General features: G+C 65.5%; 13 protein-coding genes. 4 read left to right on the top strand and 9 right to left on the bottom strand.

Features of this window, described 5'->3' with window-relative positions:
- Positions 1–285: 285 nt before the first annotated feature.
- A complete protein-coding gene (locus tag HNQ08_RS17300; protein WP_184134866.1) occupies positions 286–621 on the top strand; it encodes a PIG-L family deacetylase in 336 nt (111 codons plus the stop codon).
- Here the strand turns inward: HNQ08_RS17300 and HNQ08_RS17295 are convergent.
- From HNQ08_RS17295 to HNQ08_RS17285, 3 genes are all read right to left on the bottom strand, one after another.
- Entirely contained in the window at positions 593–1945 is a 1353-nt protein-coding gene (locus tag HNQ08_RS17295) for a peptidoglycan D,D-transpeptidase FtsI family protein (protein WP_184134864.1), read from the bottom strand. The two genes, HNQ08_RS17300 and HNQ08_RS17295, sit on opposite strands and share 29 nt — an antisense overlap.
- Before the next feature lie 659 nt (positions 1946–2604).
- Positions 2605–3174, bottom strand: coding sequence for a cytochrome c-type biogenesis protein (locus HNQ08_RS17290; protein WP_184134862.1), 570 nt, complete (start codon positions 3172–3174; stop codon positions 2605–2607).
- A gap of 23 nt (positions 3175–3197) precedes the next feature.
- Complete coding sequence (locus HNQ08_RS17285) at positions 3198–3767, bottom strand: TlpA family protein disulfide reductase (protein WP_179164959.1); 570 nt, start codon at positions 3765–3767, stop codon at positions 3198–3200.
- Positions 3768–4609: 842 nt separating this feature from the next.
- Here HNQ08_RS17285 and lnt point away from each other — a divergent pair.
- Both lnt and HNQ08_RS17275 read left to right on the top strand, forming a co-directional pair.
- Positions 4610–6073 carry an apolipoprotein N-acyltransferase gene (gene lnt / locus HNQ08_RS17280; RefSeq protein WP_229790086.1) on the top strand — a complete coding sequence of 488 codons (1464 nt, stop codon included), beginning with the start codon at positions 4610–4612 and terminating at the stop codon, positions 6071–6073.
- Between the two features lie 109 nt (positions 6074–6182).
- Positions 6183–6821, top strand: a complete 639-nt coding sequence (locus tag HNQ08_RS17275) for a VTT domain-containing protein (RefSeq protein WP_184134860.1) — start codon at positions 6183–6185, stop codon at positions 6819–6821.
- A 523-nt stretch (positions 6822–7344) separates the two neighbouring features.
- Here the strand turns inward: HNQ08_RS17275 and HNQ08_RS27170 are convergent.
- From HNQ08_RS27170 to HNQ08_RS17250, 6 genes are all read right to left on the bottom strand, one after another.
- Positions 7345–8154 (bottom strand): MATE family efflux transporter, encoded by an 810-nt coding sequence (locus tag HNQ08_RS27170; RefSeq protein WP_221284264.1) that lies wholly within the window; start codon positions 8152–8154, stop codon positions 7345–7347.
- Positions 8155–8634, bottom strand: coding sequence for an MATE family efflux transporter (locus tag HNQ08_RS27165; protein WP_221284263.1), 480 nt, complete (start codon positions 8632–8634; stop codon positions 8155–8157). It abuts the gene before it with no gap.
- Between the two features lie 195 nt (positions 8635–8829).
- Positions 8830–9765, bottom strand: coding sequence for an MFS transporter (locus HNQ08_RS17265; RefSeq protein WP_184134981.1), 936 nt, complete (start codon positions 9763–9765; stop codon positions 8830–8832).
- A gap of 18 nt (positions 9766–9783) precedes the next feature.
- Positions 9784–12807, bottom strand: a complete 3024-nt coding sequence (locus tag HNQ08_RS17260; protein ID WP_184134858.1) for a Tn3 family transposase — start codon at positions 12805–12807, stop codon at positions 9784–9786.
- Positions 12808–12811: 4 nt separating this feature from the next.
- Entirely contained in the window at positions 12812–13369 is a 558-nt protein-coding gene (locus HNQ08_RS17255) for a recombinase family protein (protein WP_019008509.1), read from the bottom strand.
- A gap of 222 nt (positions 13370–13591) precedes the next feature.
- Entirely contained in the window at positions 13592–14485 is an 894-nt protein-coding gene (locus tag HNQ08_RS17250; RefSeq protein WP_184134856.1) for a LysR substrate-binding domain-containing protein, read from the bottom strand.
- Positions 14486–14565: 80 nt separating this feature from the next.
- Between HNQ08_RS17250 and HNQ08_RS17245 the strand changes: the two genes are divergently transcribed.
- Complete coding sequence (locus HNQ08_RS17245) at positions 14566–15705, top strand: TDT family transporter (RefSeq protein ID WP_184134854.1); 1140 nt, start codon at positions 14566–14568, stop codon at positions 15703–15705.
- Positions 15706–15742 lie beyond the last annotated feature (37 nt).

The following is a 15742-nucleotide window of genomic DNA, read 5'->3' as shown; positions in this document are numbered from 1 at the left end:
GGAGGTGTCATCGGGGGCAGTCAAGCGCAGGCCGCCCGGCGTATCAACCGGGAGGTGGAGATTATCGCTGTGGGTGACGGAACCCAAATACGGCTGGGACCGACGTGAACGGGGATCGGCCTGAGGACTCCTGGAACTGGGAAGGGCGGGGAAACGGATTGCCGGTTCGGGAGCGCGGACACGAGAGGAAATGCAGCGGAGGTGGTCTGACTCTTCTGTCCCCTGGCGCTCGCCTGCCGCCACGCACGCTCATCAGGCTGTGTGCCCCTAACCTATGTTCCTGTAATGACGCAACGCAAGGTCCTCGTGATCGTGCCTTACCCAGACGATGAGACCTTCGGTTCCGGCGGCACGTTTCTGCAGTTCCTGGCCCGGGACGAGCCGTGCGGCCTGGTGACCCTGACCCTGGGGGACGCGGGCAAGCCCCTCGGCCTGTATGAAAGCCGTGCGGAACTGGCCGAACTGCGCCGTCACGAACTCCAGACCTGCCTCACCACTTTGGGACTCCATTCCTTTGAATCAAACCACTCGCCTTACCGTACACCCTGCATTTCTTCTGTTCTTGTACTGGGCAAGAGCGTTCCTGCCTCTCTCAAGGAGAAGGAGAACGCTCGATTTTAGGGCGCATGGCGTACAAGGACAGCAGAGCTGACGTAACGTCCCGGAAGATCGGCGCGGCCAGTTGTGAACCTTGATATTCGCGCTTGGCCCCCCGCACCATCACCGCGACCGTGAACAGCGGCTGATCTGCCGGAATGAAACCAGCAAAGGTGCTGGAAAACACCTTCCCACTATACCGCCCATCCACCACCACCTGTGCCGTCCCGGTTTTCCCACCCGCATGGTATCCAGGCAGTACGGCTTTCGTCTTGATGCCCTCATCAATCACGCCGTGCAGCATCTCCCGCATGCTCGTGGCGGTGCTCTCGCCCAGCACGGTGCGGGTTTTGGCGGGCCCGCCCAGGACCAGACGCGGTGCCACATACCGCCCACCATTCGCCATCACGTTGAAGGCCGCCACGAGCTGCAAGGTCGTGACTGTCATCCCCTGACCGAATGACATGGTCGCCTGCGACAGTGGGTCCCAGCCCGCAGGATCCCGCACAAGGCCGTCCCCGGCGGGCAATCCCAGCTTCACCGGCTGCCCGAAGCCGTACGCCCTGAAGTAGCGGAAGAGGATCTCAGGCGGCACGGTCTCCACCAGTTGCGTCATGCCGACATTGCTGGAATAGCGCAGAATCTGCCGCGTACTCAAGCGGTCTGGGTGGGCCACGATATCGTTGATGGTCGCCCCCGCGACCCGGCGCCACATTGGCGTGTCATACGTCGTGTCCGGGGAAGTGCGGCCCTCATTGAGCAGCGCCGCCACCGTGAGTGCCTTGATGACACTGCCGGGCTCGTACTCGTCCAGCGCCGCGCGATTGCGCCAGCGGTCGGGCGGCACCTGCTTCCAAGAGTTGAGGTCGAAGCCCGGCATGGACGCCAGGGCCTTGAGCTTTCCCGTCCGGGTTTCCATCACGACGGTTGAAGCGAACTCGGCGTCGGTGCGCGTCAACGCCTCCAGCAGAATCTCCTCCACCGCCCCCTGTATCCGCGTATCCAAGGTGAGCGTCAACGCCTCGCCGCGCTGCAGACGGTCGTTGTAGCTGCGCTCCAGGCCTTCCAGGCCCCCGGAAGTCCCGACGAACCCCACCACCTGCGCAGCGAGTGGGCCATCAGGATACCTACGCTGTTGTAGAGATCCAGCTGCGAGGATCCGCCCATCGGCGCTCAGGATTTTCCCCCGAGGCATCACTGTGGGACGTGCCGATAAGTGCTGGGATGACGTGCTGAGTTTGGCGAACGCCACCGTCAGATACGTGAATGACAGCAGACCGAGAAGCGCGACGAGGCTCGCGCGGCGAACAAGCTGATAATCGCTGGCATGGAATAATTTATGTCGCATGATCGGGAAGTGATCTCCAGGGGTGAGAGGACGGAGGTCAGTGACCCTGGGTGCCCCAGGCGCCGGTCAGGGAATCGTGGGGGATGAGGGAATGCTCATGCTGGACATGTTCTCGTGATCCATGCCGTGCCTGGACGGCAGGCTGCGATCCATCGCCGGAGCGGTGATGAGGCCAGGGTGCTAAGGGTTCTGGCAGCTTTTACCTGATCGGAGCCGCAAAGGCCCATTCAGCGCCTTGAATCCCAGCCTACCTGGTGTAGGGCTGCCTGCCAGCGGAGCAGCGCTCCGGACTGCTGGCCTTGTCTGAAGGCGGCGATAGTGGAGTGGGTCTGGCGGTGAAGGTTCGAGACGCAGGCGTGCAGGCATCGAAATTCCCGAGTTCGCTGTCGTCGTTTGAATCCGGGCTGAGCACGTTCAGTTCACGCATCGCCGCCCCAGAGCTCCAGCGCGTGTCCGTGGGAGTCACCTCAGGAACATCGTCCCCAAGCAGACGCACGAAGAAAGTCTCCGCCAACTCGGTGTTGCAGTGGGCTTGCACGGGAAGATTCAAGATGTCGCCGTCCTCGTTGAATGCTCGCCATACGCGGCGCGGCGCAGGGGTTCAAGGACCAGCCACAGCGCCGCCCCGCCGATCATGAGCAACAGGAGCACACTGAGCATCACGCCCCACCACCGCCCGTGTCCCGGCGCACCTGATCCAGATACGCGTCGTACGGTTCATTGTCGTGCGCGGTTTCTGCCGCAGCATTCTCTGTGCCCCGGCGGCGCAGGAAGGCCCACAGCGCCGCGCCGCCGCCCGCCAGCGCCAGCAGCGGCCCGCCCCACAGCAGCAGGTTGCGCCCGGTCTTGGGTGGATCGAGCAGCACGAAGTTGCCGTAACGCTGCGAGAAGAAGGTGTAGATCTCCGAGTCGCTGCGCCCGTCGGCAATCTGCTCGCGCACCGATTCGCGCATCTTGATGCTGATGTCGCTGCGTGATTCGGCGACGGATTCCCCGGTGTCGCACAGGGGGCAGCGCAGGTTTTTCTGGATGGCGACGGCGCGCTGCTCCTGGGCGGGCGGCAGGGTCTGGGGGGCCGTGCTGGGGGCAGCGGCGTGGGCGAGCGAAATCAGAAGACAGAAGGCGGTGGAGAGGAAGCGGGAGATGCATACAGGACGGGTGCGCCCCTGAACTACCTCCGCACCCCGCTGCCTTCGAGGTTCCCTCTCCCGCCAGGAGAGAGGGGTCATGGGATCTGTTCCCATTCGCCGTGTCATATCCCCTTCACGCCGATCTTCCTCAGGCCCACATTCAGGCGTTCGCGGGTCAGGCCGCCCCGGTCCATGTACTGGACGATGCCGTCCCTGTCGATAAAAACGGTTTCAGGAATGCCGGATACGCCGTAATCGACGCCCGTATTGATGCCGGGATCTCTCAGAGTGGGGTAGGCCAGTGCAAATTCCTGAATGAAATCGCGGGCATTCTGCTCCTTGGTTTCCTGAAACAGGATGCCCAGGATCGCTGCACCGTCCGCCGACTGCGCCGCGCCCAGTTCACGGAAGAGGGGGGCTTCCTCACGGCAGGGGCCGCACCACGACGCCCAGAAGTTCAGGATGACGGGGCGGCCCTTGAGACTCGCCAGGCTGATCGGCACGCCGTCCAGACTCTGAAGGGTGAAGGCGGGCGCGGCCTTGCCGATCAGCGGACTGCCGGTGGTGGCATTCTTGGCCGGGCTGAGCAGCGTGTAGCCCAGCACCCCCACCAGCGCCGCCGCGATCAGCGGGGGAACGGCGCGCCGCCACGCAGGCGCAGGGGTGGATTTGGAGAAGGATGAATTAGTCATAGTCAACTCTCAGGTGGGGCATTTCTTCCCCTCTCCACAATGAGGAAAGGGACGCCCCGACGGTTGGCCTGGGGCTGCGGCGCCGCCGCGCTTAGGGAGGGGATAGCAGGCATCACGTGCTAATCATCTGAAAAGCCGCCCTCTTCACGCTGGTTCTCAGGAGTCTAACCGCCACGTTATTCATCATCGTTGCCTCCCGCATATTTCTGTGCCGCGATCCTCACTGCTGGCCTGATTGGTATCGTTGCCTTTACTTCAGGCGGCAGGCTCGCGCTCCCCGGTGATGCCCTTCACAAGGCAGGCATGAACGTTCGAGCGTCCCCGGCAGATCAGCCTGTCGCCTTTGCAAGCATTCTTGCTCAATCTGAGGCATGCTTGAACAGAGATTCATATATGTAGTGTAGGGGAGGATGAGGTTTTGCCTCAGGGTCAGCCGTCCCATGCCAGAGCAGAGGCACTCCCGGCCATTCAAGAGGTCAGGCGGTTGTGACAACTTCAGTCGGCTGGTGCGCTGTGACTGACCCCAAGCCCTCTCGCCACCGTGTTCCGCTGGTGGTGCGGTCCTGGCCTCCGGGCCCCTTCGCAGTGTGGTCGGTGTCCCTGCTGACCGGGGTTCATTCCAGTTGAAGCCAATTCGCTTTGCCACGTCTAGCGAGCGTCTCTCGTAGGCTAGCAGCGTCAAATGCTTCGAGAAAACGCACGCCACCGGATATTCAGTGAATGTCGCTGATGGAGGCCGGTCCCAAGGAACCTTCCTCGGAGGGCACCGCCGCCGCCTGGGCACACGAAAGTCCTACCCGCATGCCTGACCTCCTCATCCGCTTATCCCTATCATGGCCGGCGTGCCGTCTGTTCCTCCACCCCTGCTGGCCCTGCTGCTGGGTGTGTCGCTCGGTTTATGTGGCCTGCCGCTGTCCTGGAGTGTTCTGAGTGTTCTTCCCCTGGCAGGGGTGCTGGCCTATGCTGCCACGGCCCGGACAGTGGAGGGCGTGCCGGGCCGTCTGTTCTGGTCCGGCGTGGGCTACTTCGCGGTACACCTGTGGTGGCTGACTGCCTTTCTAGGCAAGATCTTCAGTTTTCCCCCGGCAGGCGTGCTGGCCTTTGCCCTGTTCGTGCTCGAAGGCCTGTTCCTGGCGGTGATGGCCTACCCGCTGGCCCGGATGGTCACGTCTCCCGTGGCCCGCGTGTGGGCATTGGCTGGCGGCTGGGTGGTGCTGGAATGGACGCGCTTCCTGGGACCGCTGGCCTTTCCCTGGCCGACGCTGGGCTACGATCTGCTGCCCAGTCCGGCCATTCAGATCGCAGATCTGGGAGGCGTGCTGCTGGGCAGCGTGCTGGTGACGGGCACGGCAGCGGCACTGGCTGGAGTGTTGCTGGGGGGCTGGGGGAGAGGCGGTCCGGTCATCCTGGCTGCCGCATGCTGGACCGCTGCCCTGGCCTACGGCCTGACCCGCACGGCAGGCGAAGGGCTTGTTCAGCCGATGCTGGTGCTGCGGACCGATTTCGATTCGTTCAGCCGGGCGACTGGGGACCTGACGCCCGAGCAACAGCTCCAGGTCCAGCGAGATGCCTCGGCGATTCGTGGGCCACATGATGTGCTGGTGTGGAGTGAAACCGCCCTGACCGCGCCAGCCTCCGAAACCGCGCTGCCTCAGTTTCCAGGGCCGGGGATCAGTGGACTGGGGGTAGCACCCACCCTGACCGAGAAACAGCAGAACACGGTGGTGGCCATTGATGCCAGTGGTCAGATCACTGCAAGGAACCGCAAGGCCAAGCTGGTGCCGTTCGGCGAGTACTTCGTACTTTACGACAGCTTTTTGCGTCCGGTTTACCGTCTGATCGAGAATGCCATTGGCTTCAGGCTGCCCGCAGTCGAGCCGGCCCGCTCCACCGCTCCCCTCACCCTGAACGGCGTGCAGTACGGCGCGTACATCTGCTATGACAGCGTGTTCCCCTGGGTGGCCCGCAGCCTGACCCGGCAGGGCGCGCAACTGCTGGTCAATCCCAGCAACGACGGCTGGTACGATGGCTGGGGCGTGCAGCAACACTTCATGATGGGCCGGGTGCGCGCCATCGAGAACCGCCGCTGGCTGGTCCGCAGTGTAAACCGGGGCATCGCTGGGGCCGTGAACGATCTGGGGCAGCCGGTGGAGATTGTCTCCATCGGAGATTCGATTCAGGCGTTGAGCGTGCAGCCCAAACTGCTGACCGGCCGCACGGTCTTCAACATGCTGGGCGATTGGCCTGCGCTGCTGCTGGCGCTGGGGATGATCGGCTATGGCCTGGGATTAGACCGGCGGTGGTGAGATTCAGCCATGACGTGGACGCTGGACTGAAGACAGTGGGGAGTGATCCAGGATCCCATCAAGATCCACTACAGTGCTCCACTGTGGGCTCAAGCTCCTGGAGGATGTGGTGAGGCGTTACGGACTGGTGTTGTTGGGCATGATGGTGGTGTTGGGGGGGATCTTCCTGCTGGTGGAAGCCCTGGGAGTTCCAGTCTTGTCCGACCCATCCCGCTGGCTGTCGGGCGGTGGAAGCAGTGCCGCGTTGCTCGGGACGGGGCTGCTGGTGGCCGATGTGGCGCTGCCCGTTCCATCGAGCGCGGTGATGGTCGCCTACGGGGCCTTGTACGGCGTGACCATCGGGACGCTGTTGTCCCTGGTGGGAAGCGTTGGGGCCTCGCTGGCTGGCTGGGCGCTGGGGCAACACGGTGGACGCTGGCTGTCGCGCCTTGTCCCGGTGAAAAGCCAGGCGGAGGCACAACGCTGGATTGCGCGGTGGGGCCTGCTGGCCGTGACCCTGTCGCGCCCGGTGCCGCTGCTGGCGGAAAGTGTGGCGATTCTGGCGGGGACTTCCGGTTTACCGTGGTGGCAGGTGGGGCTGGCGGCGGCCCTCGGCTCCCTGCCCGCAGCGGTGCTGTACGCCGTGACGGGGGCGTTCGCGGTCAGAGGATCGTGGCTCTGGCTGCCAGGCTTGCTGCTGGTGTCAATGGGCGTGATGTGGTTCATCGGCGGAGCTCTGGGGCGGCGGCTTGACGCGTCAACGCGTTGAGTCATAGGTGCACTGCCGCACCGCCGTTCCACGGCCCAGCACGACTGCTCCCCCTATCTCTGAAGAAGTTCGCCGTCCCCAACACCAGGGGGAGAAAGACCGCTCGGGGCGCAGCACAAAACGGTGTCGCGACGTCCCGATCTCAGTTCTCACGCTGGTCTACGCGACAGCTAAGGACAGCAGCAGGGCGGCAGACAGCGTCAAATTTTGCATGCTGGATGTTCAGATTGCCGGAGATTTTTCAGGTTGCGGGTCAGGTGGTCTATGCTGTGGACCACCACGGTGTCTCCCCATCGGCATGGCTTAGCAGGGCAGTCGATATGCGCATTGCCCGCCTGACAACTGTTGTTGGCCAGAGGTCCTTGTTCCTGCCGTGCAGAATCCAACGTGTGGCCAGCCCGGACCCCCGGTTGCGGACGACACTCCCTGGGGTGACGCCGTGGTGTCGGGCTGAGTGAGCACTGACCTCAGCCCCTGGGCCGCCGCTGAGATTCGCAGCTGGGGCAGAAGAAGCTGACCCGCCCTACACCTCCTGAATCCACCGCCCGGACCGGAAGCGCCCCCACAGCACCGCCGCCCGCAAGTAGTTGTCCAGCCGGATCGCCAGCCAGACGCCCGCCAGTCCCAGGCCCCACCGCACGCCCAGCAGGTAGACCCCCACCGTCCGGACCCCCCAGATGCCAATCAAAGTGGTCCACATCGGGAAGCGGGTGTCCCCGCCCGCCTGCAGGGTGGCAGTCAGGGCCGTCACCACTCCTGTCGCAGGCTGGGTCAGCACGTCGATCCCCAGGGCCAGCACCATCAGGGTAACCACCTGCGCCTGACCCGTGAAGAGGTGGGCCCCCCAGAACGCGGCGGTCCAGGCCAGCAGCGCGAGCCCCGTCATCAGGCCGGCGGCTACCCACACGCCGGTCCGCGCGTAGCGCTGGGCTGCCCCCTCTTCTCCAGCACCCAGGCGCTGTCCGACGCGGGCACTGGTGGCCGCCGCGAGGCCCGTCCCGGCGACCGAGGCGAACAGCGTGAAGTTGCCGGTGAGGGTGTGGGCGGCGTAGACCTGGGTGCCCAGGCGCAGGATCAGCCCGAAGTACACGATCTGCCCGAAGCGCAGCGCCAGGCGTTCCAGGGCACTCGGCGTGCCCAGGCGGGCCATCCGCCGCAGCACCCTCCAGTCGGGCCGGGCGTTCCGCCAGGAGGGCGGGAGCGCCCCGGCCCGGGAGAGGCGCCGCAGCAGCAGGGCGAGGACCGTGGCGACGCCTGCGCCGACCAGGCCCAGGCCCGTGAAGCCCAGGCCGAAGATCAGCAGCGGGTCCAGGACGACGTGGGCAGCGTTCATTCACAATCCTGCCGTGAGGGCGGCGCGTGTGTCCCCCGATCCTCGGAGTACGGCCCCAGCGGTAGACATCACGGCGATGACCACCGAGGGGACGGCCACGATGCGGAAGTACAGCTCTCCGGCGGCCCGGACCTCCGGCGCGGCGCCCATGACGGTGAGCAGCGGTCCGGCCAGGATCAGGGCGAGCAGGCCGCAGGTGAGGCCCACGGCGACGGCCAGCCACAGGGCCTGCACGGTGGCCTGCTGGAAGGCGCGTGCGTCCCTGGCCCCGGTGGCCCGGGCACTGAAGGTCCCCGAGGCGGTGGCGACCGCCAGTACCACCGCCAAGAAGACCTGCAGCAGGGCGTTCGAGACGCCGACGGCCGCGACGGCCTCCAGACCCAGGCGGGAGACGAAGAAGCTGTCGGCAAAGCCGACGGCGCTCTGGAGCAGGTTCTCGGTGATGGCCGGCCAGGCGACCAGCAGCAGGTCGCGGGTCACGGAGAGCGGACGGGGGGCTGGGGTGCCGCATCCCATCATGTCCTGACCTCAGGCCCCCGCATCGGGACCCATGTTGGCAGACGGGGCCATACGGTGCGGGGAGTATAGGGGTCAGTCGGCCCAGGCGCTGGCAAGCGCCCCTGACTTTTTCTTGTTCCGTCGCTCGGCGATCAACCGCGGTTCGCTGAGAGCGGGTTAGATGGATTCTGCGCCCGGTCCGCCCGCAGCGGGGCTTCCTGCCTTGCCCTGGGGCCGCAAAGCGACCACCACAACCACCAGCAGCGCCACGGCCAAGCCACCCCCGACCAGAAAATTCGCCTGCGGCACGCGCGTCCCCAGCCATCCCGCCACGGGGTAGGTCAGGGCGTACCACAGGTGACTCCAGGCGAAATGCGCGCCGTACACCCGGCCCTGCGCGGCCTCCTCGGTGCGTTCAGCCAGCAGCGTTTCGGCGGGAAGGTTCACCCAGTTCTGGCCGACGCCCGCCAGCAGCCACAGAATCAGAATGACCGGCAGCGGCGCGATGTTGCCCGGCAGGATCGCCACACTGGTGATCAGCCCTCCCAGCAGAATGAATCGCGTGCGCGGCCAGCGTTTCCCCACGAACCCCACCACGAGCGACGCGAGCGTCGCGCCCAGGCCGTAAGCCGCCATCACCCAGCCGTAGGTGGCCTCACTGAGCTGAAGATCGCCCTGAATGCGAGTGACCGTGTTGACCAGGATCAGTGCGCCCGCGATGGCCGCCACCAGTTCCAGCAGCAGGGCAAAGCGGATCGGCGGGTCGCGCCACAGGCGGGCGGTGCCGTCCCGGATGCCCGCCCATGTGCTGCGCTGGTCCTCGCCCTGCGCAGCGCGCAGCGCCGGAAGGGTCAGGATCAGCAGTCCCGAGAGCAGGAAACTCGCCGCGTCCACGAAGAACAGGTTCCGCGTTCCCAGCAGGGCGGCAGTCGCGCCTGCCAGACCTGGGCCGATGATGTTGATCAGTTCGGTGGTCGCGCTTGAGAGCGCAAACGCTGGCCCCGCCTCGTCCTGACCCACCACCAGGGGCACCGTGGCCTGGTTGGTGGGCGTGAAGAAGGCGGTCAGGGCGTTGACCAGGAACAGGGGTCTGACTAGCGAAGGAACAGAAATCCGCCCTTGGGTTCCAGATCACAATTCAATCTGCTCAAGGTACGCCTGCACGGTGTCAGGATCACGCAGGGGACGCAGTTGACCTTGGGCAATCTCCTCTGGCAGCTTGAATTCGTAAGTTCCCAGCATGCGGATATGCCCATGCAAAAGCGGCGTCAGGCGGGAGATGTCCCGCTCGTTCTCAATCTTCCCGGCCTGTCTCAAGTCGTCCAGGGCAACGCCCATATACCGGGTGTTCCATAGCACGATGGCATTGACCACCAGCCCCAGCGCGCCCAGTTGATCTTCCATCCCTTCCCTGTATTTCTGCCGCAGTTCGCCCTTGCGTCCGTGGAACACAGCCCGGCCCACGCCGTGCCGCTGTTCGCCCCGATTGATCTGCCGCAGGATGCGCCGCCGGTACGCCTCATCCCCGACGTAGTTCAGCAGGAACAGGGTCTTCTCGACGCGGCCAAACTCAGCGATAGCCCGTCCCAGACCCGACGGGCTGCCGCCGCGCTGTAAGGTTCGCATCACCGCCGTGGCCTTGACCTTGCCCAGCTTGAGTGATCCGGCCAGGCGCAGCATGTCCTCCCAGTGGGCGGCGATCAGCCGCTCATCGACGACGTGACGGCTCAGGTCATCCAGCGCGCCGTAATCGGCCTCGCGGTCCAGTCTCCAGAAACGCTGATCGGGCAGATCGGCGAGGCGAGGGCTGAAGCGGTAGCCCAGCAGCGCAAACAGGCCGAATACCACGTCGCTGGAGCCGTGGGTGTCGGCCATGATCTCGCGGGGGTCCAGGCGGGTCTGCTGTTCCAGCAGGCCCGCCAGAATGAACAGCGAATCGCGCAGCGTCCCCGGAATCACAATGCCGTGAAAGCCCGTGAACTGATCGCTGGTGAAGTTGTAGTACGTCACGCCGCGCTGGGAACCGAAATACCTGCGGTTCCATCCGGCGTGCAGGGTCCTCACCGGCACCACGAAGCGCAGCCCATCGGCAGACGCCACCTCACCTCCGCCCCAGGTGTGCGCCAGCGGTAGGGCGAACTGGACGTCCACCAGGCGGGCATTGGCCGCCGTGATGGTCTCGGCCCGGACGTAGTTCTGCTGCACCCACGACAGGCGCGACAGGGTGAGCGCCTGAACCTCTGGCGCGGCCACCGCCGCCAGACCGATGTTGCATGCCTGAGCCAAGAGAACCGCCGTGACGCTCAAGGGCAGCTCCGGCAAGGTGGAGGTGCCATCGGTGACGTGCGTAAAGGCGTCGGCCAGCCCCGTGAAGGCATGCACTTCCAGCAACAAGGCGGCCAGCGGCACGGCAGGGAGGCGCTGGGCAACCGCGTGTTGAAGCCGCTGGAGGCTGGGCGGATCGGGAGCTGGTTCCAGGGGCGTCAGGCGCAGCCGGGTCAAACCCGGTGGGCCGTCCAGTTGCAGGGCCGTGTTCTGGGACAGGGTCAATTCCACTTCCCGGTAGGCACCATCCAGCTCAAGGCGCAGACGTTCCAGCTCTAGTTGGGGATCCAGCGAACGGTTCAGGGCGCGGCACACATCGTCGCTCACGGCGTCCCAGGACGCTCCTTGCAACAACTCGGCACGGGGATCGCCGTAGCGGTCACTGCCAGGGGCAAAGACCTCACGCCGCCGCAGGGCCTGTTGAAGCCGCTCCAGCAGACACAGGGTGTACGCCTGATGATCAGTCTTCCCGCCGTGCGGGAAAACCCGCCGCTGCCAGACCCGCGACACGAATCCCCTGGGGGCGTCTTTCCACTGCGGTCTATCCCGGCCACTCGTTTCCAGCTTTCTCAAAAAGGTCCAGGCGTCTAGCAGGGGCCGGGCGCTGGCCGTGCCGTCCAGCTCGACGGTATGGAGAAAGGCAGGCAGGAAGCGCCGCACAGTGCCATAAGCGTTGCTCAGCGCTTCTGGGCTGGTGTCGGCATCCTCGCTCGCCAGTGCGCTGACGGTGGCTACAGCCTGACGGAGTTCACCTGCACTCACCGCGCGGAAAGCCAGCTCGCGCAAGTCTCCATCTGAAATGGTTTCGTCTAGCAACACCCGCACGGCGTCACGCAGTCTCAGTGCAGCCTGGTCCAGATCCTTGAGTGTCCGTAGCCGTTCCTGCTTACGCCGCACTTCTCCCGTTAGGGTGAGGTGGGTCATAAATTGATCGAACAGATCCAGGGCGTCGTCGGTGGCGCTGCGCTCCAGGGCTTGCAGAAAGATCAGCAACGTGGCCTGACGACGTGCCGGGACCATCCGCAGCAGGGTCTGCGCCCAGGCGCTCTGCGCGTGGCGGGTCAATAGGGCCTGCCGTGACTGGGGAACCTCGCTCAGATCAATGTCGCTGACTCCAAGATCGCGAATCTGCTCAATGCGATGCAGCGCGGCTTTCAGAGCGGGTGAGGAGATGCGGGTGGGGGAGGTGCGAAGCACCTCCAGCGGCGTGAACCGCGCGTCTGACGGAAGGATCAGCAGATTTTCCAGCGCCTGTCGCTGTGCCGGGCTGAGCTTCTGGCCGAGTTGCTCGAAGGTTTGGGCGTGGAAGCGTTCGCGCACGCGGGCCACCAGCCGGGCCAGAACGGTGACGCCGGGCAGCACAACTTTTCTTTGGATCAACTGGGCGGTGGCGAGATCAAAAAGGACCGATGGCCGCAGCGCGGTCAGCGCCAGTTGGGCGTACAGCCAGCGAATCAGCCGCATGGCCTGCCCACCGTCGAAGTCGCGGTAGCTCAGGGCGGCCACGATGATCCGGCGGTGCTGGTAGCGGGTTTCCTCGCGCAGGGCGTAGCGGGCGATCACGCGGCTGGGCAGGTGGAGTTGATCGGCGAGGTGGCGCACCACGATGGACGGCACCTGCACAGGGTTGGGCAGGAATGAACCGAGAAAGCGCAGGGTGCAGAGCTGCACGGCAAAACCGAGCTGGTTGTGATCGCGGCGGCGTTCGGCAATCAGGGCCAGTTCGGCTTCGCTCAGGAAAAAGAAGTTGCTGAGTTGTTCGGGGGTGGGATCGCCCGCGTAGCGTCCGTACTGTGCGGCCTGTTCGTCGCTCAGAAACTCGACGGGCATCGCCTTAGCTCTGGCGTTGCAACAGTCGGGTAATGGTGCTGGGATGGACGCCGAACAAACGGGCGCACTGGGCCGCAGTGCGCTGCCCAGACCCCACCGACTCACGAATGTCCTGCTCCTGGTGCGGCAGCAACTTGCGCTTGCGCCCACCAACGCGGCCTTCCAATCGGGCCTGTTCCAGCCCAGCATTGGTTCGCTCGCGGATCATGGCCCGCTCAAATTCGGCGAACGCTCCCACCATCTGCATCATCATTCGGCCTGCGGGCGTGGTGGTATCTATGGCCTCAGTCAAACTTCGGAACCCCACGCCTTTCTCTCCCAGCAGCTCCATCAGGTGCAAGACATCCTTGAGGCTGCGGCTGAGGCGATCCAGTTTCCAGACCACCACCACATCTCCAGCGCGGAGCTGATCCAGCATCTTGTGCAGCTCAGGACGGTCCCAGCGGCCACCAGAAGCATGTTCGGTAAACACGCGCTCTGCTCCTGCCGTCTTCAATGCACGAAGTTGTGCGGCGGTGTCCTGCTCATTTTGTTTACTGACGCGGGCGTAACCGACTTGCATGGAGCCTCCAGTGTTGCGAAAACGTGTTGCCAGTGTAAATCATTGTGCAACAGAGTTTCGCAAGGCGGGGAGGCTGTCGGGATGGGAGCAGCCAATTCGTTGCGTTATCGGGCGTTATCGCACGCCTCGTCCCGGATCATTCAGATGGCTCTTCCTCTCTCAGACCTCCGCAAAAGGTTGGCTGACAGGCGGGGCCGAGATCTGGGACTCCCCTCCCCTCCCTCATCCGGCGGGTTCCAGGAAAGTCACGAAGACCTGCACGGCCCTCGACAGCAGTTCAGTGGGCGCGCCCACCACGTCCAGCCGGCGGTCCAGGCCGGGCAGTTCCAGGGGCGGATTGGCCAGCACCCCCGCCGCCACCTCCCGCCGGACGATCAGTTCCGACATGAACGCCGCCCCCAGGCCGCTGATCACCGCCTCCTTGACCGCCTCGCTGCCCGTCAGGGTCAGAACCTCCCGCGTCTGAATGCCCGCTCGCTCCAGCGCAGAGCGCGCCACTTCACGGGTTCCTGATCCCGGCTCCCGCCAGACCAGCCCCAGCCCACTCAGGTGCGCGGCGTTCAGCGCCGAATGCTGGGCCAGCGGATGCTGCGGGGCCAGCACCAGCCGCAGCGTATCCTGGGCGAAAGTGCGCCGGATCAGGTCGGCAGGCAGCGTTCCGGCCACCCCCTCGATCAGTGCCAGCTCACAGGCCCCGTCCAGCAGCGCGGCCAGCACCTCCCCGGTGTTGCCCTGCTGCACGCGCAGGGTGACCCCCGGGAAGCGGGCGTGGTACTGCGCCAGCACCCCCGGCAACAGGGCTGCGGCGATGGTGCTGCTGGCGGCGATGTTCAGCGTGCCTGTTTCCAGGCCGCGCAGATCGGCGGCGTAGCGCGTGGCCCCGGCCAAAGCGCGTTCAACGGCCACCGCGTGCGGCAGCAGGCCCTGGCCCGCCGGGGTCAGCCGGACGCCGTAACGGTGGCGGGTCAGCAGCGGCTCGCCCACCGCCTGCGTCAGCAGCTTGATCTGGCTGGACACGGCGGGCTGCGTCAGGTTCAGTTCGCCCGCCGCCGCACTCAGGTTGCCGTGACGGGCCACCCGCACGAAGGTCAGCAGATGATCGGGGTTCAGGGGCATGATCCAGATATACACCAAATTTGGGTTGCTATAGCGAATGGCTATTTGAGTTTATAAAGAGGCGGGCCTACGCTGACGTCATGATTGCCCACCCTTCCGCACCAGACACTTCCAGAACTGCTGCCAGCGACGTGCTGCGCGGGCTGACTCCCAACTGGTTTACCGCCAGCATGGGCACCGGTATCGTGTCCCTGATGCTGCCCCACCTGCCCCTCCCCGGCACAGCGGCGCTGGGCGAGGGCCTGTGGATCTTGAACATGCTGATCTTCGCCGCGCTGACCGTGCTGTCGCTGGCCCGCATCCTGCTGCACCCGGCAGACAGCCGCGCCACCCTGCTGCACCCGGCCCAGAGCATGTTCCTGGGGGCCATCCCGATGGGCCTGGCCACGATCATCAACGGCCTGATCGTCTTCGGCGTGCCGCGCTGGGGCGTGGACGCGGCGCTGCTGGCCCGTGACCTGTGGGTCTTCGACGCCGCGCTGTCGGCGGCGGTGGGCCTGCTGGTGCCGTACCTGATGTTCACCCGCCAGGACCACGCGCTGGAACGCATGACGGCGTTATGGCTGCTGCCAGTGGTGGCCTCGGAAGTGGCCGCCGCCAGCGCCGGGCAGATCGCGCCGCACCTGGGCGTGGCCGCCGCCACGCCGCTGATCTACGGCGGCTACGTGCTGTTTGCGCTGTCGGTGCCGCTGGCCCTGATGATCCTGACCGTGTTCGTGTTGCGGCTGGCCCAGCATAAGCTGCCGGGGGCCGAGCTGGGCGTGAGCATGTTCCTGCCGCTGGGGCCGCTAGGCACCGGCGCGCTGGCCCTGCTGCAACTGGGCGAGGCCGCCCCCCGCGTGCTGAGCGCACAGGGCCTGGGAGAACTCGGCCCGGTCCTGACCGGCGCTGCCCTGCTGGGCGGGCTGGTGCTGTGGGGCTTCGGAACGTGGTGGCTGGCGCTGGCCACGCTGACCACGCTGCGTTTCATCCGGCAGGGCCTGCCGTTCAACCTGGGCTGGTGGGCGTTTACCTTCCCGCTGGGCGTCTTCACCGCCGCCACCTTCAGCCTGGGCAGCCTGACCCGCCTGGGATTCTTCATGAATCTGGGGTACGTGTTCGTCCCCCTGCTGGCAGTCCTGTGGTTGCTGGTCACGGTCCGCACAGCGCACAGTGTCTGGCGTGGGGAACTACTGGGAAGCGTCCCCGTCTCGCCCGCCACTGGCCTCCCCCGCGTCTGAATCCTGCACCTCAGCCTCTCCCCCCACCCCGTTCCAG

It is taken from the genome of Deinococcus humi (assembly GCF_014201875.1).
Lineage (GTDB): Bacteria > Deinococcota > Deinococci > Deinococcales > Deinococcaceae > Deinococcus > Deinococcus humi.
Note: the sequence above shows the minus strand (reverse complement) of the source record. Positions and strands in the feature narration are given on the sequence as shown.